At 68.0% G+C, this 20,714-nt stretch carries 15 protein-coding genes; 10 read left to right on the top strand and 5 right to left on the bottom strand.

Annotated elements, in window-relative coordinates; genetic code table 11:
- The first annotated feature begins 4 nt into the window (after nucleotides 1-4).
- The 5 genes from ASD82_RS09910 to ASD82_RS09890 all read left to right on the top strand — a co-directional run bounded on the left by ASD82_RS09910 (nucleotide 5) and on the right by ASD82_RS09890 (nucleotide 3,400).
- Nucleotides 5-871, top strand: a complete 867-nt coding sequence (locus tag ASD82_RS09910; RefSeq protein WP_056717661.1) for an MBL fold metallo-hydrolase — start codon at nucleotides 5-7, stop codon at nucleotides 869-871.
- Nucleotides 872-904: 33 nt separating this feature from the next.
- Nucleotides 905-1,321, top strand: coding sequence for a TIGR01244 family sulfur transferase (locus ASD82_RS09905; RefSeq protein ID WP_056717660.1), 417 nt, complete (start codon nucleotides 905-907; stop codon nucleotides 1,319-1,321).
- The gene (locus ASD82_RS09900) at nucleotides 1,321-1,671 is read left to right on the top strand and encodes a metalloregulator ArsR/SmtB family transcription factor (RefSeq protein WP_082585297.1); all 351 of its coding nucleotides are present in this window, start codon (nucleotides 1,321-1,323) and stop codon (nucleotides 1,669-1,671) included. Before ASD82_RS09905 ends, ASD82_RS09900 begins: the two co-directional genes overlap by 1 nt.
- A 36-nt stretch (nucleotides 1,672-1,707) precedes the next feature.
- Entirely contained in the window at nucleotides 1,708-2,472 is a 765-nt protein-coding gene (locus ASD82_RS09895) for a sulfite exporter TauE/SafE family protein (protein ID WP_056717691.1), read from the top strand.
- A 70-nt stretch (nucleotides 2,473-2,542) separates the two neighbouring features.
- Nucleotides 2,543-3,400, top strand: a complete 858-nt coding sequence (locus tag ASD82_RS09890; RefSeq protein ID WP_056717690.1) for a DMT family transporter — start codon at nucleotides 2,543-2,545, stop codon at nucleotides 3,398-3,400.
- A gap of 18 nt (nucleotides 3,401-3,418) precedes the next feature.
- Here ASD82_RS09890 and ASD82_RS09885 read toward each other — a convergent pair whose 3' ends face one another.
- A complete protein-coding gene (locus ASD82_RS09885; protein ID WP_056717659.1) occupies nucleotides 3,419-4,321 on the bottom strand; it encodes a LysR family transcriptional regulator in 903 nt (300 codons plus the stop codon).
- Nucleotides 4,322-4,421: 100 nt separating this feature from the next.
- Here ASD82_RS09885 and ASD82_RS09880 point away from each other — a divergent pair, with 100 nt between their 5' ends.
- The gene (locus ASD82_RS09880; RefSeq protein WP_056717658.1) at nucleotides 4,422-5,297 is read left to right on the top strand and encodes an NmrA/HSCARG family protein; all 876 of its coding nucleotides are present in this window, start codon (nucleotides 4,422-4,424) and stop codon (nucleotides 5,295-5,297) included.
- Nucleotides 5,298-5,375: 78 nt separating this feature from the next.
- Here ASD82_RS09880 and ASD82_RS09875 read toward each other — a convergent pair whose 3' ends face one another.
- On the bottom strand, nucleotides 5,376-6,455 hold the full coding sequence (locus ASD82_RS09875; protein WP_056717657.1) for a LacI family DNA-binding transcriptional regulator: 1,080 nt from the start codon (nucleotides 6,453-6,455) through the stop codon (nucleotides 5,376-5,378).
- Nucleotides 6,456-6,547: 92 nt separating this feature from the next.
- Complete coding sequence (locus tag ASD82_RS09870) at nucleotides 6,548-7,852, bottom strand: sugar MFS transporter (protein ID WP_056717656.1); 1,305 nt, start codon at nucleotides 7,850-7,852, stop codon at nucleotides 6,548-6,550.
- 420 nt (nucleotides 7,853-8,272) lie between these two features.
- On the opposite strand from ASD82_RS09870, the gene ASD82_RS09865 reads away from it, so the two are divergent.
- The 4 genes from ASD82_RS09865 to ASD82_RS09850 all read left to right on the top strand — a co-directional run bounded on the left by ASD82_RS09865 (nucleotide 8,273) and on the right by ASD82_RS09850 (nucleotide 15,951).
- The gene (locus ASD82_RS09865; protein ID WP_056717655.1) at nucleotides 8,273-9,370 is read left to right on the top strand and encodes a glucokinase; all 1,098 of its coding nucleotides are present in this window, start codon (nucleotides 8,273-8,275) and stop codon (nucleotides 9,368-9,370) included.
- Between the two features lie 111 nt (nucleotides 9,371-9,481).
- Entirely contained in the window at nucleotides 9,482-12,235 is a 2,754-nt protein-coding gene (locus ASD82_RS09860; RefSeq protein ID WP_056717654.1) for a TonB-dependent receptor, read from the top strand.
- Nucleotides 12,236-12,452: 217 nt separating this feature from the next.
- Entirely contained in the window at nucleotides 12,453-14,726 is a 2,274-nt protein-coding gene (locus tag ASD82_RS09855; protein WP_056717689.1) for a family 20 glycosylhydrolase, read from the top strand.
- Nucleotides 14,727-14,892: 166 nt separating this feature from the next.
- Entirely contained in the window at nucleotides 14,893-15,951 is a 1,059-nt protein-coding gene (locus ASD82_RS09850; protein WP_056717653.1) for a heparan-alpha-glucosaminide N-acetyltransferase domain-containing protein, read from the top strand.
- Here the strand turns inward: ASD82_RS09850 and ASD82_RS17945 are convergent.
- Together ASD82_RS17945 and ASD82_RS09845 are read right to left on the bottom strand one after the other, a co-directional pair.
- Nucleotides 15,948-16,106, bottom strand: a complete 159-nt coding sequence (locus ASD82_RS17945) for a hypothetical protein (protein ID WP_200950279.1) — start codon at nucleotides 16,104-16,106, stop codon at nucleotides 15,948-15,950. The two genes, ASD82_RS09850 and ASD82_RS17945, sit on opposite strands and share 4 nt — an antisense overlap.
- A gap of 4 nt (nucleotides 16,107-16,110) precedes the next feature.
- Nucleotides 16,111-20,601: a DEAD/DEAH box helicase gene (locus tag ASD82_RS09845; RefSeq protein WP_056717652.1), complete on the bottom strand. Its 4,491-nt coding sequence runs from the start codon at nucleotides 20,599-20,601 to the stop codon at nucleotides 16,111-16,113.
- Nucleotides 20,602-20,714: the final 113 nt, after the last annotated feature.

Here is a 20,714-nt window from a genome sequence, read left to right as displayed (position 1 = left end):
CGTCATGCAACGTCCCGAAGTGAAGTCGTTCTTCCACGAACCGAGCAACACCTTCAGCCATGTGGCGTGGGACCCGGCCACGATGAAGGCGGCGGTGTTCGACGTGGTGCTCGACTACGACGCGGCGTCCGGGCGCACCGGCCATGCGTCGGCCGACGCGGTGATCGCCTTCGTGCAGGCGCAGCGGCTCGACGTCGAATGGCTCATCGAGACGCATGCCCATGCCGATCACCTGTCCGCGGCGCCTTACGTGCGCGAGCGGCTGGGTGGCCGACTTGCCATCGGCGAGCACATCCGCGAGGTGCAGGCGACCTTCGCCACGCTGTTCAACGCCGGCGCCGGCTTCGCCCGTGACGGCAGCCAGTTCGATCACCTGTTCGCCGACGGCGAGCGCTACCTGCTGGGCGGCATCGAGGCGCAGGCGCTGCACACGCCCGGCCACACGCCGGCGTGCATGGTGCATGTGATCGGCGACGCCGCCTTCGTCGGCGACACCTTGTTCATGCCCGACTACGGCACCGCCCGCTGTGACTTCCCCGGTGGCGACGCGGCCACGCTGTACCGCTCGATCCGCAGGATCTTCGCGCTGCCGGACGCGACGCGGCTGTTCCTGTGCCACGACTACCAGGTGGCGGGACGCGACGGGTTCGTCTGCGAAACCACCGTGGCCGCGCAGCGCACGGGCAACGTCCACGTGCGCGACGGCATCGATGAGGCGGCCTTCGTGGCCATGCGCCGCGCCCGCGACGCCACCCTGAAAGTGCCGCAGTTGCTGTTGCCCGCGGTACAGGTGAACATGCGCGCCGGCCACCTGCCGCCGGCCGAGGACAATGGCGTGCGCTATCTGAAAATTCCGCTGGATGCGATCTGATCGCCGGCGCGGCTTCATCCTGGAGGGAAACCCATGCAACCCCGTCAACTCACCGAGCAGCTCAGCGTCGCCCCGCAGATCGCCGCGGCGGACATGCCGGCGATCGTCGCGCAGGGCTTTCGCAGCGTCGTCAACAACCGGCCCGACGGCGAAGAGCCGGGCCAGCCGGACAACGCCGGGCTGGAAGCGGCGGCACTCGCGGCGGGCCTCGAATGGCGGCATATCCCGGTGGTGTCGGGCAAGGTCAACGATGACCAGGTGCGCAGCTTCAGCGAGGCGCTGGCGCAGCTGCCCGGGCCGGTGCTGGCGTTCTGCCGCAGCGGCACGCGCTGCAGCGCGCTGTGGGCGCTGTCGTCCGACGACACCGTCGACAACATCCTGGCCACCACCGAGGCGGCCGGTTACGACTTGTCGATCCTGCGCGGCTGGCTGGAAATGAGCCGCCGTTGATGGCCACCGTCACCCGGCGCAAGCCTCGGGCGCGGCACGTCGCCGCGCCGGCCCTGCCGGCGCAGCTGCATCGCCACGCCGACGAGGCGGTCGCGGTGCTGAAGGCGATGGCCAGCCACAACCGGCTGATGCTGCTGTGCGAGCTGGTGCAGGGCGAACGCTCGGTGGGCGAGCTGGCGCAGGCGCTGGAGCTGGCCCAGGCCACCGTGTCCCAGCACCTGTCGCTGTTGCGTCGCGACGGCGTGGTCAGCGGCCGGCGCGAAGCGCAGACGATCCATTACCGCATCAGCGACCCGCGCGTGCAGGCGCTGATGACCACCTTGTTCAGGCAGTTCTGTGTCGACGACTGACCTTCCACCTGCATGGAAGCCGCGATGACGCATCTGCTGACCATGCAGGCCCTGCTGGCGATCGCCTGCGGTTCGGCCGTAGGTTTCTCGCTGGCCCTGATCGGCGGTGGCGGCTCGATCCTGGCGGTGCCGTTGCTGCTGTACGTGGTCGGCGTGCACGACCCGCACCTGGCGATCGGCACCAGTGCGCTGGCGGTGTCGTTCAATGCGTTCGCCAACCTGATCCCCCATGCGCGTGCCGGCCACGTGCGCTGGAAGGTGGCCTTCACTTTCGCCGCCACCGGCGTGCTCGGCGCCTTCATCGGCTCCAGCATCGGCAAGGCGATCAACGGCCAGCACCTGCTGGTGCTGTTCGCGCTGCTGATGATGGTGGTGGCCGGCTTCATGCTGCGCGGACGGCGCGGCGGTGTGGATCGCTATCCGCTGCCTGGCATGTATCCGCGACTGGGCGCGGTGGGCCTGGGCACCGGCAGCCTGGCCGGCTTCTTCGGCATCGGCGGCGGCTTCCTGATCGTGCCCGGGCTGATGTTTGCCAGCGGCATGGAGATCATCTACGCGATCGGCACCTCGCTGTTCGCGGTCGGCTCGTTCGGCCTCACCGCGGCGACCAACTACGCGATCTCCGGCCTGGTCGACTGGCCGGTGGCGGCCGAGTTCATCGGCGGCGGCATCGTCGGCGGCTGGCTGGGAGCGATGGGTGCGAAGCGGCTGGCGAAGACGCGTGGCGCGCTGAACATCATCTTCGCGCTGGCGATCATCGCGGTGGCGATCCTGATGCTGGTGAAGAGCCTGCGCGGCTGATGCCCGATCGCGCCGACGACTTTGGCCGGTGCTGCGGCACAATGCGCCCTGGTCGCGCTGGAATGCCCCGATGATTTTCGTGTTGCTGAGCGTGCTGTGCAGCGTGCTGGTGTCGGTGTTGCTGAAACTGGCGCGCCGATTCCGGCTCGACGTGGGCCAGGCGATCGCCTGGAACTACCTGGTGGCCAGCGCGCTCACCGCGCTGCTGCTGCAACCCGCGCCGGCCAGCCTGCGCGCACCGGGTGTGCCGTGGCTGGCGCTGGTCGCGCTGGGCATCCTGCTGCCGACCATCTTCCTCGCCCTGGCCGCCGCGGTGCGCCACGCCGGCATCGTGCGCAGCGATGCGGCGCAGCGGCTGTCCCTGCTGCTGTCGCTGCTGGCCGCGTTCGTGCTGTTCGGCGAGCAGCTCTCCGCGTTCAAGCTGGGCGGCATCGCGCTGGGCCTGCTGGCGCTCTCGTGCATGGTCTGGCGCAGCGGCCACGCACCGACGAACGAGGGCGCCGCCGGCTGGCTGTATCCGCTGCTGGTGTTCGCCGGCTTCGGCGTGATCGACATCCTGTTCAAGCGGGTGGCCCAGGCCGGCGTGTCGCTGGGCACCTCGCTGCAGGCGATGTTCGCGCTGGCGCTGCTGGTCGCGTTCGCGATGCAGCTGTGGCGCCGCGTCCACGGCAGCACCCGCTTCACCGCTCGCAGCGCCGTCGCCGGACTGCTGCTGGGCCTGGCCAACTTCGGCAACATCCTGTTCTACCTGCGCGGCCACCGCGCCCTGCCGCAGCACCCGGCCCTGGTCTTCGCCAGCATGAATATCGGCGTGGTGGCGCTGGGTGCGGTGGTTGGCTTGCTGTTGTTTCGGGAGCGCCTGAGTCGGCTCAACCTGGCTGGCGTGGCGCTGGCGGTGATCGCCATTGGCGTGCTTGCACGCGGCTGACGCATCGCCGGCGCCGCTTCACCTCCCGCTCGCGAGTCGAGCGAATGCGCGTGGTGAGGCATTTTCAAAACGGTCCAGCAGCAGCTTCACGAAGGCGGCCACTCGGGCGCTTACATGTCGATGTGAGGGATACAGTGCCCATACTTCGACCGGGTGGTCGGCGAGCATGCCCCAGTCGAGCAGCCGGCCGGCGTCGATGTCGGCCTGGACCAGCGAGCGCGGCATGGCAGCGGCGCCCACCCCGGCGATCACCGCATCGTGGATCATCGCCATCGACGACAGGCGCAGCACGGTGTGCGTCGCGATGTGGCGCACGCTGCGCGCGCGGGTGAGTTGCCAGGTGGCATCGGCGGGCGTGCGCGACAGGGTGATGGCGGGCACGGCGACGGTACTTCTTCCCGCTGGCCGCGGCAGCGACGGTGCGGCCACGACCACCATCACCTCGCGCAGGAAGCAACGGCCGGCCAGGTCGGTCGAGGGATCGGGGTTGGCGCGGATGATCAGGTCGAAATCGTCATCCACCGGATCGACGAAGCGATCCTCGGTGACCACTTCCAGCTGCACCTGGGGATAGGCGAGCGCGTAGTCCGCGGCGATGCGGCCCAGGCCGCGCTGGCCGAACAGCACCGGCGCGCTGATGCGCAGCCTGCCGCGTGGCGTGCCGATGCCCCCACGCAACACCTCGCCCACTTCGTCGATGTGTTCCAGCAGCGACTGCGTCCGTTCCTGCAGCTCGCGTCCCTCCGGCGTCAGCCGGAGCGTATGGCCGCCGCGCTCGAACAGGCGCACGCCCAGCGCGTCCTCCAGCTGGCGTACCCGCCGCGACAGTGTGGCCTTGGGTCGACCGGTGGCTCGGGCGGCGCGGCCGAAGCCGCCATGTCGCGCCACGTCGTTGAAATCGGCCAGGGCGAGCAGATCCACGGCTGTTCCATAAATGAGACGGGATGTCCAGATTATGCGGCTATCAGGACGCTTCTTGAAACAGCAGGATGGCGTTGTCCACCACCTGAAGGAGATCCCCATGAACATTCTCGTCACTGGCAGCACCGGCACCATCGGCAGCCTCGTCGTTCGCGGGCTGGCCGCGCAGGGCGCCAGCGTCCACGCGTTGACGCGCGACCCGGCCAAGGCGTCGTTTCCCGAGGGCGTCATCGCGGTCAAGGGCGACATGACCGACATCCCCTCGATGCGTGCGGCGCTGAAGGAGGTCGACACGCTGTTCCTTCTGAATGCCGTGGTCGCCGATGAATTGACCCAGGCGATCGGCACGCTGAGCCTGGCGCGCGAGGCGGGCATCCAGCGCATCGTGTATCTGTCGGTACTCAACAGCGATGCCTACACCGACGTGCCGCATTTCACCGGCAAGTACACGGTGGAACGGATGATCGAGCAGTTCGACCTGCCGGTGACCGTGTTGCGCCCGTCCTACTTCATGCAGAACGATGCGGCGCTCAAGGACGGCCTGCTGCAGGGGCATTACGGCATGCCCATCGGCAACGTCGGCGTGGCGATGGTCGACGTGCGCGACATCGCCGAGATCGCGGTAACTGCGCTGCTGCGCCGCGCGCGGGCCGCGACGCCGTTGCCGCGCGAGGTGATCGAGATCACCGGCCCGGACGTACTGGCCGGTGATGCGCTGGCGACGATCTGGTCCGGCGTGCTGGGCAAGCCGGTGACGCCCGTGGGCAACGACCTCGATGCCTGGGAGGCCGTCATGGCCGGCTTCATGCCGTCGTGGTCGGCTTACGATTTGCGCCTGATGCTGGCGCGCTTCCACGTCGACGGCATGCTCGGAAAATCGAATGCGGTGGAGCTGCTCACCGGCCTGCTTGGCCATCCGCCGCGCCGTTATCGTGACCTTGCCGGGGAACTGGCAAAGGCGTGGGAGGCGGCTTGAGTGAACTTGACTGGACGGGGGTAGTTAACTCCAAGTCCTCGACTTCGCCAGACGCACAGCCGGGTCTCCGGCCGGCCCTCAAACCCCTGGCTTACGCCGCCCACCACCACCTCGTGGCGCCTGCGCCACATGCCGCGGCGCCGTCGACCCCCGCACCACCAGCTCCGGGCTGAAGCCTTCGTTTGCATGCTGGGCCGGTTCGCCGTTGGCTTCGCGCTGCAGGTCGCCGATCAGGCGCTGGGCGGCATGCCGCGCGATTTCCTCGGTGGCCTGGCGGGCGGTGGTCAATGCCGGCCAGGACTGCTTGGAGAACGGGCTGTCCTCGAAGCCGGCGATCGACAGTTCGTAGGGCACGTTAATGCCGTCGGAGTGGGCGGCGGCCAGTACGCCGGCGGCGATTTCGTCGTTGGAACCGAAGATCGCGGTGGGGCGATCCTTCAGCGCCAGCAGCTTGCGGGCGCCGCGGAAGCCGTCGTCGAAGGTGTAGTCGCCGGCGAGGATCAGCTTGCGGTCGAGCGGGATGCCGTAGTCCTTCAGCGCGTCCTCGTAACCCTGGTAGCGCTCGGGGCTGGAACGGTGTTCGCGGCCGCCCCACAGGAAGCCGATGCGCTGGTGGCCGAGCTGGATCAGGTGCTCGGTGATCGCGTAGGCGGCGTCGCGGTCGTCGACGTAGACGCAGGGGAAGCCGTCCTGCGGGTCCTTGCGCGCGGAGATGATTCGGATGAACGGGATCTTCGCCTCGACCAGGCTGCGGATCAGCTCCGGCTGTTCGGACATCGGCGGCGCCAGCACCAGGCCGGCCAGGCGCGAGCGCTGCACCAGGGTGCGCAGCTCGTCGGCCAGTTTCGGCGAGGCCGAATCGCAGGGATGGATCTGCAGGCCGAAGCCGCTGGAGCGGCACACCGACAGCACGCCGCGCTGCAGGTTGATGATGTAGTGCGCGTTCGGATTGTCGTAGACCAGTCCGATCGCGTAGGCGCGGGTGCTGCGCAGGCTGCGCGCGGAGGGGTCGGGCTGGTAGCCGAGCGCGTCGATCTCGCGCTGCACCTTCTCGCGGGTGCGGGCATGCACGGACGGTTCGTTGTTGATCACTCGCGAAACGGTCTTCAGCGAGACGCCGGCCCGTTCCGCGACATCCTTGATGGTGGCACTGCGCACCCGTTGAACCTCATGCATCGTGATTGGTGACGCCGCTGCCGTCGAACCGAAGCGGGCGCCGCCGGATTGCGCGGCGGCGCATGCATCCTAGCTCAAGTGCCTTGTGCCGCGCTGCTGGCGGCGGCCTGGCCGATGTGGTGCCCGGCCATGCCGTAGTAGAGGATGTACAGGTAGCACGGCACCATCACGCACAGGAAGGCCAGCTGGAAGTCGATCAGCTGCTTCAGGTGCACGAAGACCTGCGGGATCAGCGCGCCGCCGACGATGCCCATGATCAGCAGCGCGGAGGCCGCCTCGGTGTGCCGGCCCAGCCCCTTGATCGCGAGCGGGAAGATCGCCGGCCACATCATCGCGTTGGCGAAGCCCAGCGCGGCGACGAAGCCCACCGACACGAAGCCCCGGGTGACATACGCGCCGATCGCGAACAGCACGCCCAGCACCGCCGACACGGCCAGGTAACGCTGCTGCGAGATGTAGCGGGGGATCACCAGCAGGCCCACGACGTAGCCGGCCAGCATGCCGAGCATGGTGTACGAGGTGAAATGCTTGGTGGCGTCCAGCGGCAGGCCGAAGCCCTGGCCGTAGATGCCGATCGCGTCGCCTGCCATCACCTCCACGCCGACGTAGAGGAACAGGCACAGCACGCCCAGCCACATGTGCGGAAAGCTGTAGATGCTGCGGCCGGCATGGCCGATCGCCCTTTCGTCGTTCGCGCCGGCGGGCTTGATCTCCGGCAGCGACGAGCGCACCACCCAGATCGCCAGCAACACCAGCAGCGCCGCCATCGCCATGTACGGCCAGTACACGCGCGCCGCGAACCCGTTGAGCAGGGCCTCGCGCGCCGCCTCGGTGGGCGCGTCCTTCACCTGCTGGTCCAGCGTGTCGATGCCGCTGAGCACCAGCGCGCCGAAGACCAGCGGCGCCAGCGCGCCGGCCACCTTGTTGCAGATGCCCATGAAGGCGATCCGCTGCGCCGCGCTGTCGATCGGCCCCAGGATGCTGATGTAGGGATTGGACGCGGTCTGCAGCAGCGACAGTCCGGCGCCGATCACGAACAGCCCGACCAGGGCGCCGTGGTAGATGCGGATGTTGATGAACTCGCCGAACAGCACCGCGCCGATCGCCATCACGAACAGGCCCAGCGCCATGCCCTTCTTCATGCCGGTGCGTCGCAGCACCACCGACGAGGGCAGGGCCAGGCAGAAGTACGACAGGTAGAACGCCACCGGGATCAGGAAGGCGCTGACGTCGTCGAGGTTGAAGGCGAGCTTCACGAAGATCGTCAGCGGGCCGTTCAGCCAGGTGACGAAGCCGAAGATGAAGAACAGCACGCCGATGATCAGCATCGGACCGAAATAGCCGCGTTGGGACGGTGCCGCCGTCAGCGTCGTTGCCATGGATGTTTTCCCCGAGTCGCCGCGTGCGCCGATCGGATGACCGGGCTGGCTGGAATGTCTCTTTATTCGCTGAAAAGTGCAACGTTGTCAATTATGGCTGGACGCGAGCGGCCGGATCCCGCTTTCGGCGCAGCCGTCCAGACGTCCGAAACCGGTGTTTGTGTGGCGCTGCGTCAGCGCCTGGCCGGAGGGTCTGATCGGGTGCTTTCTCTGTGCAACAATGCTGCATGGTGCAAAGTTGGACGCCGACGCAGGAGTGTCATGACAGCTATGTTGCGGCGCCGCAGAGGGCTTTGGAAAAATCGCATCGAACCCTGTTGACAACGTTGTCATTTTGACAGCAGACTCGGCCCTCATCAGCCCCGGCCGGATGCGTCCATCGCATCGTCGACGCCAGCGGGCCAGACACGGGAGAGGGCAGTGGGGGAACGCGCCAACCAGCGCCATGCATCCGCGGTAACCGGCACGTCGCTGGGCGACGGCCTGTCGTCGAAAGGCGTCGGTCGTGCCGGCCCCGTTGCGGCGCAGCCGTTCCTGGCCGCCGATGTGGGCGGCACGCACGCGCGCATCGGCCTGGTGGTCGCGGCGCCGGGCGGCCAGTCGGTCAAGGTGCTGCATTACCACCGCTACAGCTGCGCGGACTGGTCCGGCCTGCCCGCGATGCTCGGCGACTTCGTGGCGCAGCTCGAGGCATCACCGCACGCGGCCCTGCGCAGCCAGCTCAGCGATTGCGCGGTGGCCTGCGCCGGCTACGTGCTGGACGACGCCATCGTCAACGAGAACCTGCCGTGGCCGGTGTCGATCGGCGAGATCCGCGCCGCGCTCGGCATCCGCCAGCTGGCCGTGATCAACGACTTCGAGGCGGTGGCGTACGCCACCCAGTTCATCGGCGCCGACGACGCGATGTCCATCATCGAGAGCAGCCGGCCCGCCACCCGCGGACCGGTGCTGGTGATGGGCCCGGGCACCGGCCTGGGTTCGGCGGTGCTGCTGCCGGGCCAGCCGCGCGCCCAGGTGCTGGCCACCGAGGCGGGCCAGATTTCGCTGGCGCCGGGCACCGAGCGCGAGATCGAGATCTTGCGCCTGTTCCGCCGCGAACGTTCGCACGTGTCGTTCGAGGACGCGCTGTCCGGCCCTGGCCTGCTCAAGCTTTACGGCGCGCTGTGCGAGTTGCGCGGCTGCATCGAGCGCCAGCTGACCCCGGCCGAGATCACCGCTGCCGCACTGGCCGGCAACGACGCCGCCGCGGTCGAGGCGCTGCAGGTCTTCTGCGGATTGCTGGGCAGTTTCGTGGGCGACCTGGTGCTGCTGTACGGCGCCCGCGCGGTGTACCTGGCCGGCGGCATCCTGCCGCAGATCCAGCCGTTCCTGCTGGCCAGCACGTTTGCCGAACGCTATTTCAACAAGGGCGTGATGCGCGCCTGGCTGCAACAGGTTCCGGTTCGACTGATCGAGCACGGCCAGCTTGGTGTCATTGGCGCCGCCGGCTGGTTTCTGGATGAGCACAAGGGAGATTGAGATGAGATTCCGTCCGCCATCCGGCGACACGGCGCCAAGCAAGTCACAACCAACGTCCGCGACCGTCATCAGCCGGTCCTGATTCAAGCCAGCCTCTGAGGGGAGGAGATCATGAATTACCGCAAGACATTGCTAGCAGCGAGCATCATCACCAGTCTGTGCGTATCCGGCGTGGCGTTTGCGCAGGACGCACAATCGACCGGCAACACGACCAGCACGACCCGGCAGAAGGACAAGGACGCCACCCAGCTTGGCACCGTCACCGTGGTGGGTATCCGCGACAGCGAGGCGGAGTCGCTGAACCTCAAGAAGGCCGCGGCGTCGCACGTGGAAATCGTCACCGCCGAAGACATCGGCAAGCTGCCGGCCAAGAACGTGGCCGATACGCTGCAGCGCCTGCCCGGCGTCAACATCAGCTCGTCCAGCGCTGCCGAAGGCGGCTTCGACGAGAACGATCGCGTCAGCCTGCGCGGCACCAACCCCAGCCTGACCCAGACCCTGGTCAACGGCCACACGGTGGGCACCGGTGACTGGTTCGTGCTGAGCCAGGTGCAGACCGTGGGCCGCAGCGTCAGCTACAGCCTGCTGCCGTCGGAAATCGTCAGCCAGGTCGTGGTGCACAAGACCTCCGAGGCGAAGATCGTCGAGGGTGGCGCGGCCGGCTCGGTCGACATCATCTCGCGCAAGCCGCTCGAGTTCGCCAAGAACATCACCGCCGAAGCGTCGATCGGCGGCGTCTACTCCGACCTGCCCAGCAACACCAAGCCGCAGTTCAGCGGGATGTTCAACTGGAAGAACGACAGCAACACCGTCGGCCTGCTGGTGCAGGGCTTCTACGAGAAGCGCAGCCTGCAGCGCAATGGCCAGGAAGTGGTTGGCGGCTACCAGCAGATTACCGCGGCCTCGGCACCGAACACCGTCGCGGCGCATCCCGAACTGGCCGGCATGTACTACCCGAACGAGATCGGCGCAGTGCTGTTCACCCAGACGCGCGAGCGCAAGGGCGGCGTGGTCGACCTGCAGTTCAAGCCCACCGACAACCTCACGCTCGACCTGAACGGCTTCTATTCCAAGCTCAAGGCCGACAACTACAACCGCAACTACATGATGTGGGCCAGCAGCGCGCTGGGCGGTGCGGGCGGCGGCGTGCTGACTCCGGGCACGGTCAACAACAACGTGGTCACCAACGGCACGATCGCCGGTGGCACCAACGCCTATGGCGTCTATGACCAGATCTCCCGTCCGGGTGCCGCCTCCGAATCGAAGTTCCTCACCCTCGACGCCAACTGGCGGGTCTCCGATCACCTGACCCTGAAGGGCCAGGTGGGCAGCACCCGCGGCACCGGCAGCAGCCCGACCCAGGACGTGATCGAACTGGGTACCGCGGGCGGCGCGGGCGCCAGCTGGGACATGCGCGGCACCGGCAAGCCGATCAACTGGACGCTGGGCGGCGACAACGCCTCGCCGTCCGGCATCCTGCCCGGTTCCGGCTGGATCTTCGGCGGCCAGGGCATCAAGGTCACCGACAAGGAGAAGTGGGGCCAGCTCGACGGCGAGCTCGCGTTCGACGATGGCGCGTTCTCCTCGCTTGAGTTTGGCGTGCGCTACGCCGATCACACCCGCGAAAACCCGTTCGAAGTGGCGCAGGGGCCGAACTGGGCCACCGACTGGACCAATCCGGCGCTGTACCCGACCTCGCACCAGAACTATCCCGGCGATTTCGGCAACTCGGTGGGCGGCAGCTTCCCCAGCAATATCTGGTACTACACGCCGGGCCAGCTGGCGCAGATCGACTCGCAGTTCGCCAATCGTGATCCGGTCGGGCGGTTCTACTTCAACGACATCTACCGGGTGAAGGAGAAGGACACCGCCGCCTATCTGCAGATGAACTTCGAAACCGGCGCGGTCGCCGGCAACTTCGGCGTGCGCTACGTGCAGACCAAGGAAAACATCGGCTACAGCAGTACCGCGCCCGATGGCGACGCCAATACCGTGGAAGGTCCGATCACTGGCTCCGCCTTCGGCGACTACTACTGGAACACCTACAAGAAGACCCACAGCAAGTTCCTGCCCAGCGCGAACCTGCGTTACAGCATCAACGACGACCTGCTGCTGCGCGTGGCCGCCTCGCAGACGATGACCCGTCCGGACTACTCGGCGCTGGCCGGCTACGTCTCCGCCGACGATCTCACCCACACTGGCAGTGGCGGCAATCCGAAGCTCGATCCGCTGATCTCCAGCAACTTCGATGCGTCGTTGGAATGGTATTTCGCGCCGCGCGGCCTGCTGTCCGCCGGCGTGTACGCGATGAACCTGAAGGACTACATCAACTTCGGCAACGAGACACGCACGTTCAAGGACATGCAGGCCTCACAGGCGGCTGGCCACGACGTGTTCAACGACTACCTGATCAGCGTGCCGCGCAACGTCAACGGCCAGGTGCGTGGCGTGGAGCTGAACTACATCCAGCCGGTCGGCGAGCACTTCGGCGTGCAGGGCAACTACACCTATGCCGATGGCCATGCCACGGGTGACGAGCCGTTGCAGGGCACCTCGAAGAACACCTACAACGTGTCTGGTTACTTCGAGAACAAGCTGCTGAACGCCCGCGTCAGCTACACCTATCGTTCGGAGTTCTACGCCGGTGTCAGCCGCACCGACACCTACTTCCAGCAAGGCATCGGCAGCCTGTCCGCTTCGCTGGGCGTGAACTTCACCGACTGGATGTCGCTGTCGCTGGACGCGATGAACCTCAATAACCCGAAGCTGAAGTACTACACCAAGAACGACGCCTACGGAAAACAGCCGTATGCGTTCTATGTGAACGGTCGCCAGTACTACCTGAACCTCCGCTTCAAGCTCTGATCCGCGTTTTCTGATCTGCGTGCTCTGATTTGCATGCAGAAAACGCGAGCCATGGATGGCGCAGCATCCTCCCCGAACGGGCCCGGGCAAGTCTTTCCGGGCCCGTTTTTTTGAGCAGGCCTTGCGTCCACGTCCATGGCATCCTGCGTGGACCATCCTGCGGAGACCGCCGATGACCTTGTCGACTACGCGCCGCCCGACCGTCCTGTTGCGCTGCATGCTGTTCGCCGCGACCTGGCTGCTGGCCAATCCGCTGCTGGCCCGGCCACCCGTCAACTCCCTGATTCCCCAGCCGGTCCAAGTCGACCCGGCAGAGGGACATTTCACCGTAGGCCCGGCCACGCCGATCGTGGTTGCCGACAAAAGCGCGGCAAGCCTGCGCACCGCGCAATGGCTGGCCGACCTCACCGGGCGCACGCGTGGCCTGAAACTCGCCGTGCACCAGCGCGCCGCCGCCACCGGCGAGATCGTGCTGCAGCTCGACCCCGGGCTCGCGCCGGCGAATGACGAAGCCTATGTGCTCGACGTGACGCCGCAAGGCATCAGGCTCGCAGCGCGCACCGACGCCGGACTGTTCCGTGGCGCGACCACGCTGTGGCAACTGCTCACGCCCGATGCGAAATACGGCGCGGTGCAGGTGCCGGCCTTGCACATCGCCGACCAGCCCCGCTTCGCCTGGCGCGGCCTGATGCTGGATTCGGTGCGCCACTTCCAGAGCGTGGACGAGGTGAAACGCCTGCTCGACCAGATGGCCCAGCACAAGCTCAACGTGTTCCATTGGCATCTCACCGACGACCAGGGCTGGCGGATCCAGATCAGACGCTATCCCGAGCTCACCCGCATCGGTGCGTGGCGCTCGCCGCCGGACGCCGGCAAGGATGGCGAGCCGAAACGCTACGGCGGCTTCTACACGCAGGCGCAGATCCGCGAGGTGGTCGCCTATGCCACCGCGCGCCACATCACCATCGTGCCGGAGCTGGACATGCCCGGTCATGCACAGGCCGCGGTGGCCGCGTACCCGCAGCTCGGCGTCACCGGAAAGCGGCCGGAAGTGTCGGTCGACTGGGGCGTCAATCCGTATCTGTACAACGTGGACGATGCCACCTTCGACTTCATCGACAACGTGCTCGACGAAGTGCTGGCGCTGTTCCCCTCCAGATACATCCACGTCGGCGGCGACGAGGCGATCAAGGACCAGTGGCAGGCCTCGCCCGCCGTGCAGGCGAAGATGCGCGCGCTGGGCATCACCAGCGAAGACGCGCTGCAGGGCTGGTTCATCGACCGCATCGGCCAGTACCTCGACCGGCATGGCCGCAAGCTGATCGGCTGGGACGAGATCCTCGAAGGCGAGCACCTGCCGGCCGACGCCACGGTGATGTCCTGGCGCGGCACCGACGGCGCGATCAAGGCGACGATGATGGGCCACGACGTGGTGATGTCGCCCGCGCCTGCGCTGTACTTCGATCACGTGCAGGGCGACCTCGCCGACGAATACGCCGGGCGCATGGGCGTGGAATCGCTGCGCAGCGTCTACGCATTCCAGGTGGTGCCTGCCGTGCTGGGCCCGAAGCAAGCCGCGCATGTGCTCGGCGTGCAGGCCAACGTGTGGGCCGAGCACATTCCCACCTTCGCGCATGTGGAACACGCCGTGTTCCCGCGGCTGGATGCGCTCAGTGAAGTGGCGTGGTCGCCGGCCACCAGCGACTGGCCGGGCTTCCTCGCCCGGCTGCCGGCGCAGCTCGCGCGTTACCGGGCGCAGCATGTCGGCTATGCCGACAGCGCGTTCGCGGTGGACATCGCCATCGATCGCACGCTTGCCCTGGCCACCGGCAAGGCCACCGTCACGCTGTCGAACCAGACGGATTTCGGCACCATCCGCTACACGCTGGACGGCAACGCGCCCACGCAGGCTTCGCCGCGCTACGACGCACCGTTCAACGTGACCCTGCCGACCACCGTGCGCGCGGCAAGCTTCGCCGCCGATGGCAGCGTGCTGGCCACCTCGCGTCAGCGTGTGCTGGATCGCGCCAGTCTGCTCGGCCTCGACGGCAACGACTTGCCGAACTGCCCCGGCAGCGATTTCCGCCTGCGCGTGCAACCGCTGCCCGATGCCGCCTCGGCGTCGCCGGTCTACAGCATCAACGTGTTCAACAGCTGCCAGCTGTATCCCGCCACGCCGCTGGATGGACTGCGCCGCATCCATGTCGAGGCGGTGCGGCTCGAACGCAACTTCGCGCTGGCGCACGAACAGAAGCTGGTGATGTCGCACCCGAACAGGACGCCGTTCGGCGAACTGGTGGTGCACCGGGACACTTGCGCCGGCCCGGTGCTGGCCAGCATGGCCTTGCCCGATCCCGCGCACAGCGCCCGCAACTTCACCCTGGACGCGGCGCTGCCCGCGCAGCAGGGCGAACGCGCGTTGTGCCTGATCTACACCGCGCCGATCGACGGGCCGCTGTACGCGCTGGGTCGCGTGGCGCTGAGCAAGTGAGAGTGCGCCTGTCCGTGCGCCGTACGGCTCCCTCCCCTGCGCAGCAGGGGAGGGTTGGGGTGGGGTTCGCCTTTGATTTTCCCGGCGACCCTGAGCTACCCCCTCCCTTCCTCACCCTGGAAGGGGGAGGTATTCCGATGCTTTTGCGCTTTCGCTTTTGCCTTGCATGAAACGCCTCGCCTCCCTCGACGCGCTGCGCGGCTGCACCGTGGCCGCGATGCTGCTGGTCAACGATCCCGGTGACTGGGGGCATGTCTACTGGCCACTGGAACACTCGGCGTGGAACGGCTGCACGCCGACCGACCTGGTGTTTCCGTTCTTCCTGTTCGTGGTCGGCGTGTCGGTGGCGTTCTCGATCCTGCCGCGACTGGAGCAGGGCGCGACGCCCGAGGCGCTGATCCGCGGCGCGATGTGGCGTGCGCTGCGCATCCTGCTGCTGGGCGTGGCGATCAATGTGCTGGCGGCGCTGGTCATGCCGCAGGCCCACCTGCGTTTTCCCGGCGTGCTGCAACGCATCGGGCTGTGCTTCGCGGGGGTGGCGCTGTTCGCGGTGTACACGCGACCGCGCACGCAGTGGACCGCCATCGCCGGCCTGCTGCTGGGCTATTGGGGGCTGCTGGTGCTCGGCGGTTCGCTGGAGCCGTGGACGAACATCGTCAGCCGTTTCGACAGCGCGGTGTTCGGCCGCTTCGTCTACCTGATCGACCCGGCCACCGGCCGCGGCCACGACCCGGAAGGTCTGCTCGGCAGCTTGCCGTCCCTGGCCAGCACCTTGCTGGGTTTGCGCGCGGGCTGCTGGCTGCGCCGCGGGAAAATCCGGACGCTGTTGCTGGCCGGTGTCGCCTGCCTTCTGCTTGGCGCGCTGTGGTCGCTGTGGTTGCCGCTGAACAAGAACCTGTGGACGCCGTCGTTCGTGCTGTGGACGGCAGGCTGGGCCACGCTGGCGCTGCTGGCGTTCCACTGGCTGATCGACCGTCGCGGCTGGCCCGCCCTGGGTCGCAGCTTCGGCGTCAACGCGATTGCCGCCTATGCCGGTTCGGAGCTGATGCAGATCGTGCTGCCCACGCTGGGCCAGGCGTCGTGGTACCGCACGTTGTTCGCCGACTGGATGACGCCGCGCTTCGGTCCGTACGTGCCATCGCTGGCGTTCGCCGTGGTGTTCGTGACGGTGTGGTGGCTGATCGTTCGGGCGATGGATCGCCGGCACATCCATCTCAAGCTCTAGCGCCGCCGCCGCATCGCCCGGACCAGCAGGACCATCAACGCCAGGCCAAGCGTCAGGCCGATGCCGCCGCCCCAGATGCCGCCGACGTCGCCGCCCACCAGATAGCCAAGCCCGAAACCCAGCGGGAACAGCAGCAGCACCGGCAGGCAGCCCATCGCGTCAGCGCGCCGCGGCCACGGCTTCCGGCTGCGAGGGCGGCTGGCGCAGCAACACCTGCTTCGCCAGCCGGGCATCGGCTGCCGGCAACTCGATCAATGGCACGACCTTGCCGCCGACCAGCGCGGCGATCGGCATGCCGTCGCGATACAGCACGCGCGAGCCGGCCAGCGCCGGTACCTTGTCGCCGACCAGTACGGTGCCGACCAGGTTCAGCGGATCGCTGCCGCTGACGCAGACCAGCTCGCCGTCGTCCGCGCGCTGGCGAATCGCCCGCAGCGGCGCGATCGCCTCGGGCAGGGCGAACTGCTCGCCGACCAAGCCTTCGACGAAACGCCCGCCGCGGATTTCGCCGCGCGCCTCCAGCCGGTGATAGACGCGCAGCAGTTCGCGCCACGACGGCAGCCACGGCGCCTCGCGTTCCAGCAGCTTCCAGAACACCACGCCGTAGCGACGAAGCAGAGCACGTGCAACGTGCTCTGCTTCATCCGAATCAAGCCGGCGCGAAGCGCCACGTTCGCTTCCTCTCCCCTCCGGGGAGAGGATTGAGGTGAGGGGCTGCTCTCCTCGCGAACCTTCTGACCTCTCCGCGAGCACCCGCCCCTCATCCGACCCCTTCGGGGCCACCTTCTCCCCGGTGGGGAGAAGGGAGGAGCCCCGCGCCAATGCCCAGCGTCCTGCATCCTCGATTCCGCCGAACGCATGCCGGCGCATGCGCCGCTGCCGTGCGCCGTCGCGCTTCGCCGCCGGCAGCAGCAGGGCGCGCAGGCCGGCGAAGCTGTCGGCGCTGATCCGGCCGGCGGCGACCAGTTCACCCAGTGCGTCTTCCAGCTCCGTCCGCAGCAGGCGGGTGTCGGCCAGCAGTTCGTCGAAGAACAGCGCGCCATGTTCGCGCAGCGCGTCGGCCACGGCCTGGGCGCGCGAGGACAGCAGGATGTCCTGCGGCTCGCCCGCGGCGACGGCCGTCCAGACGGCCATCTCCCGGCGGGGCAGCAGCACGATCGGCGTGCTGCGCACCGGCCCGCCGCCGCCGCTGCCGGTGCGCAGCCGGCTCCAGGCGATGCGGCCGGAACGGCACAGCTCGTCCAGCCAGCTGATCGAGTAATCGCCCACGCGCGCTGGCAGGATCTCCGCTTCCCACGCGCCGGCCGCAGCCTCGTAACCTTCCAGCTGTGCCAGCGTGGCAACCAGCGCATCGGGGCCGTTCAAGCGGGTGGCCGCCGACACGTGCTGCCAGTCGAACAGGAAGCGCATCAGCGCGCGCCGGCTGACCGGCTCGATCTCGCGGCGCAGCCGGCCGATGGTGTAGCGGTGGATGCGCGCCAGCAGATGCCGCTCGCACCATTCGGTGTCGGCCGCATCGGCGGTGAAGCGGCCCTGCATCACGTAGCCTTCGGACTGCAGCCGCAACAGCGCCTGCTCGATCTCGCCCGCGTCGACGTTCATCGATTGCGCCAGCTCGCGCACGGTGACCGGGCCGAGCCCGCCGAGACGGTGGCGCACCAGTTCCAGCAGTGCGTCCTCGCGCGTCCACGCCTGCGCGGCGTATTCGGCGGGCGCCGTGATCGGCGGTTCCATGCTGGCTGCCGGATGCAGCGCCAGCCACAGCGGCAACTGTTCCGCGGTGGTCCACACGCCGGTGAGGCGTGTCGCGCGCATGGCCCTGGCGAGTGCCTGCAGTCGTTCGGCCCAGCCCGTGTTGGCGTCAACCTCCGCGGCGGTGACGAAACCCAGCAAGGTCAGCGCCTCGTGCATCTCGTCGGCATCGCGCACCTGCGGCCACGCCTCCTCGCGCACCGCGGCGATCGCGTCGGGATCGAGCCGGCCCAGGTCGTCGGCGCTGTCGGCGTTCCAGCGACGGTTCTGCACGGCCTGGGTGCGGCGCTCTTCCAGCGGCGCATCGTCGAGGAAGGCATACGGTGCCGCGTTCAACACTTCGGCGGCGAGCGGGCTGGGTGCGGTCAGGTCGCGCGCCACGATGGCGATCTCGCCGGCTTCGAGCTGGCGCAGGATCGCCAGCAGCCCATCGACGTCCATCGCCTCGCGCAGGCAGTCGTGCATGGTCTGGTTGACCAGCGGGTGGTCGGGCACCTCGCGCTCGCCCACGATGTTTTCCAGGCAGGCGACCTGGTCGGGGAACACCGCGGCGAGCAGGTCCTCGCTCTTCATCCGCTGCAGCGGCGGCGGGGTCTTCTTGCCACCGGTGAAGCGCGGCAGCGCCAGCGCGGTCACCGCATTCCAGCGCCAGCGCGCGGGGAACAGCGGGGCGTCGAGCAGGGCCTGCACCAGCACGTGCTCGGCGGTGTTCGAGTGCAGGTAATGCGCCACTTCCTCCAGCGGAAAACTGTGGCTGGTGGACAGCGACAGCACGATCGCATCCTCGGTCGCCGCGGCCTGCAGCTCGAAGTTGAACTGGCGGCAGAAGCGCTTGCGCAACGCCAGTCCCCACGCACGGTTGATGCGGCTGCCCCACGGTGTGTGGATCACCAGCTGGGTGCCGCCGGATTCGTCGAAGAAGCGCTCCAGCACCAGGGTGTGCTGGCTGGGAAGGACGCCGAGCGCTGCTTTGGCCCGGGCGAGGTAGTCGGCCAGTTGCTGCGCGGCCGCTTCGCCAAGGCCCAATGATTCGCGCAGCCACGCCACCGCCGTCGGCACGCCGCCGGCATCGAGCTGTACGGAGATTTCCTCGCGCAATCGCGACACGCCGAACGACAGCTCGTTGCTGCGCCCGGGCGCCTCGCCCAGCCAGAACGGAATACTCGGCGGTGCGCCGTGCGCATCCTCCACCCGCAAGCGGTCGCGCTCGACGCGCTGGATGCGGTAGCTGGCGTTGCCCAGCTGGAAGATGTCGCCGGCCATGCTCTCGACCGCGAAATCCTCGTTCACCGTGCCCACGATGATCGCCTGCGGTTCCAGCACCACCTTGTAGTCGGCGGTCTCGGGAATGGTGCCACCGGAGGTCAACGCGGTGAGCCGCGCACTGCGCCGCGGGCGCAGTTGCCGGTTCACCGCGTCGCGATGGATGTACGCCGCGCGGGGGCCCTGCCGAGTGGTGAAGCCTTCGGCCAGCATGCGCACCACGGCGTCGAAATCCGCGCGCGAAAGATCGCGATACGGATACGCGCGGCGCACCAGTTCGTACAGCGCGTCCTCGTCCCACTCGGCGCAGGCGACTTCGGCCACGATCTGCTGGGCCAGCACATCCAGCGGCTGCGGTGGCAGGATCAGCGCGTCCAGCTCGCCGCGACGCACGCAATCGAGCAGGGCGGTGCATTCGATCAGGTCGTCGCGGGTGGCCGGGAACAGCCGCGCCTTCGGCGTGCCGTCGATGCTGTGGCCGGAACGCCCGGCGCGCTGCAGGAAGGCGGCGATCGAACGCGGCGAGCCGAGCTGGCAGACCAGGTCCACCTCGCCGATGTCGATGCCCAGCTCCAGCGAGGCGGTCGCCACCAGCACCTTCAATTCGCCGCGCTTCAGCCGCTGCTCGGCGTCCAGCCGCAGCTCCTTGGCCAGGCTGCCGTGATGCGCGGCCACGTGTTCCTTGCCCAGCCGCTCGGACAGATGACGTGCGGCGCGCTCGGCCATGCGCCGCGTGTTGACGAAGACCAGGGTGGTGCGATGCGCCTCCACCAGTTGGGCGAGGCGGTTGTAGACCAGCTCCCAGCTGTCGTTGGACATCACCGCTTCGAGCGGGACCGGGGGCACTTCGATGGCGAGGTCGCGGGGGCGGGTGTGGCCCACGTCGATGATGGCGCAGCCATCATCGACGAAATCAACATGGTTGTTGACCTTGATTTTCTCCTTGGCCAAGGGAGAGGGCGCCCCGACCAGAAAGTCGGCGATCTTTTCTATGGGCTTCTGCGTCGCCGACAACCCGATCCGCAGCAGGCGCCGCTGGCACAGCGATTCCAGCCGCTCCAGCGACAATGCCAGGTGCGAGCCGCGCTTGCTGCCGGCGATGGCGTGGATCTCGTCGACGATCACCGAGCGCACGCCGGCCAGCATGGCGCGCCCCGAGGCCGAGCCGAGCAGCACGTACAGCGACTCCGGCGTGGTCACCAGGATATGCGGCGGCACTTTGCGCAACAGAGTCCGCTCGACCTGCGGGGTGTCGCCGGTGCGCACTGCGGTGCGGATCGCCACGTCGGGCAGGCCGAGTTTTTCGAGTTCGGCGCGGATGCCTTCCAGCGGCGCTTCCAGGTTGATGTGGATGTCGTTGGACAGCGCCTTCAGCGGTGACACGTAGAGCACGCTGGTGGCGTCGGCCAGCACGCCGCCGTGCGCCACGCCTTCGCGCACCAGTTCGTCGATCGCGGCGAGGAAGGCGGTCAGCGTCTTGCCCGAGCCGGTGGGTGCGGCGACCAAGGTGTGGCTGCCCGCGCGGATCGATGGCCACGCTGCCGCCTGCGCCGCGGTAGGCGCAGGGAAGGTGCGGCGAAACCAGGCGGCGACGGCCGGGTGGAATGCGTCCAGCGGGCAGGAGTCGTTGCGCATCGGTGCGGATCCGCGTGACAGTCGGGAAGTGCTCACCGGTCATATATGGGGCCTTGCGGGCCCGAGTCCACCGGTCCGACGGCCATTGTCATGACTTCGGCCGATCGCCGCCA

The sequence above is a fragment of the Rhodanobacter sp. Root179 genome (assembly GCF_001428465.1).
In the GTDB taxonomy this organism is placed as follows: Bacteria; Pseudomonadota; Gammaproteobacteria; order Xanthomonadales; family Rhodanobacteraceae; genus Rhodanobacter.
The sequence above is the reverse complement of the archived record's forward strand: the minus strand, read 5'-3'. Positions and strand labels throughout refer to the sequence as shown.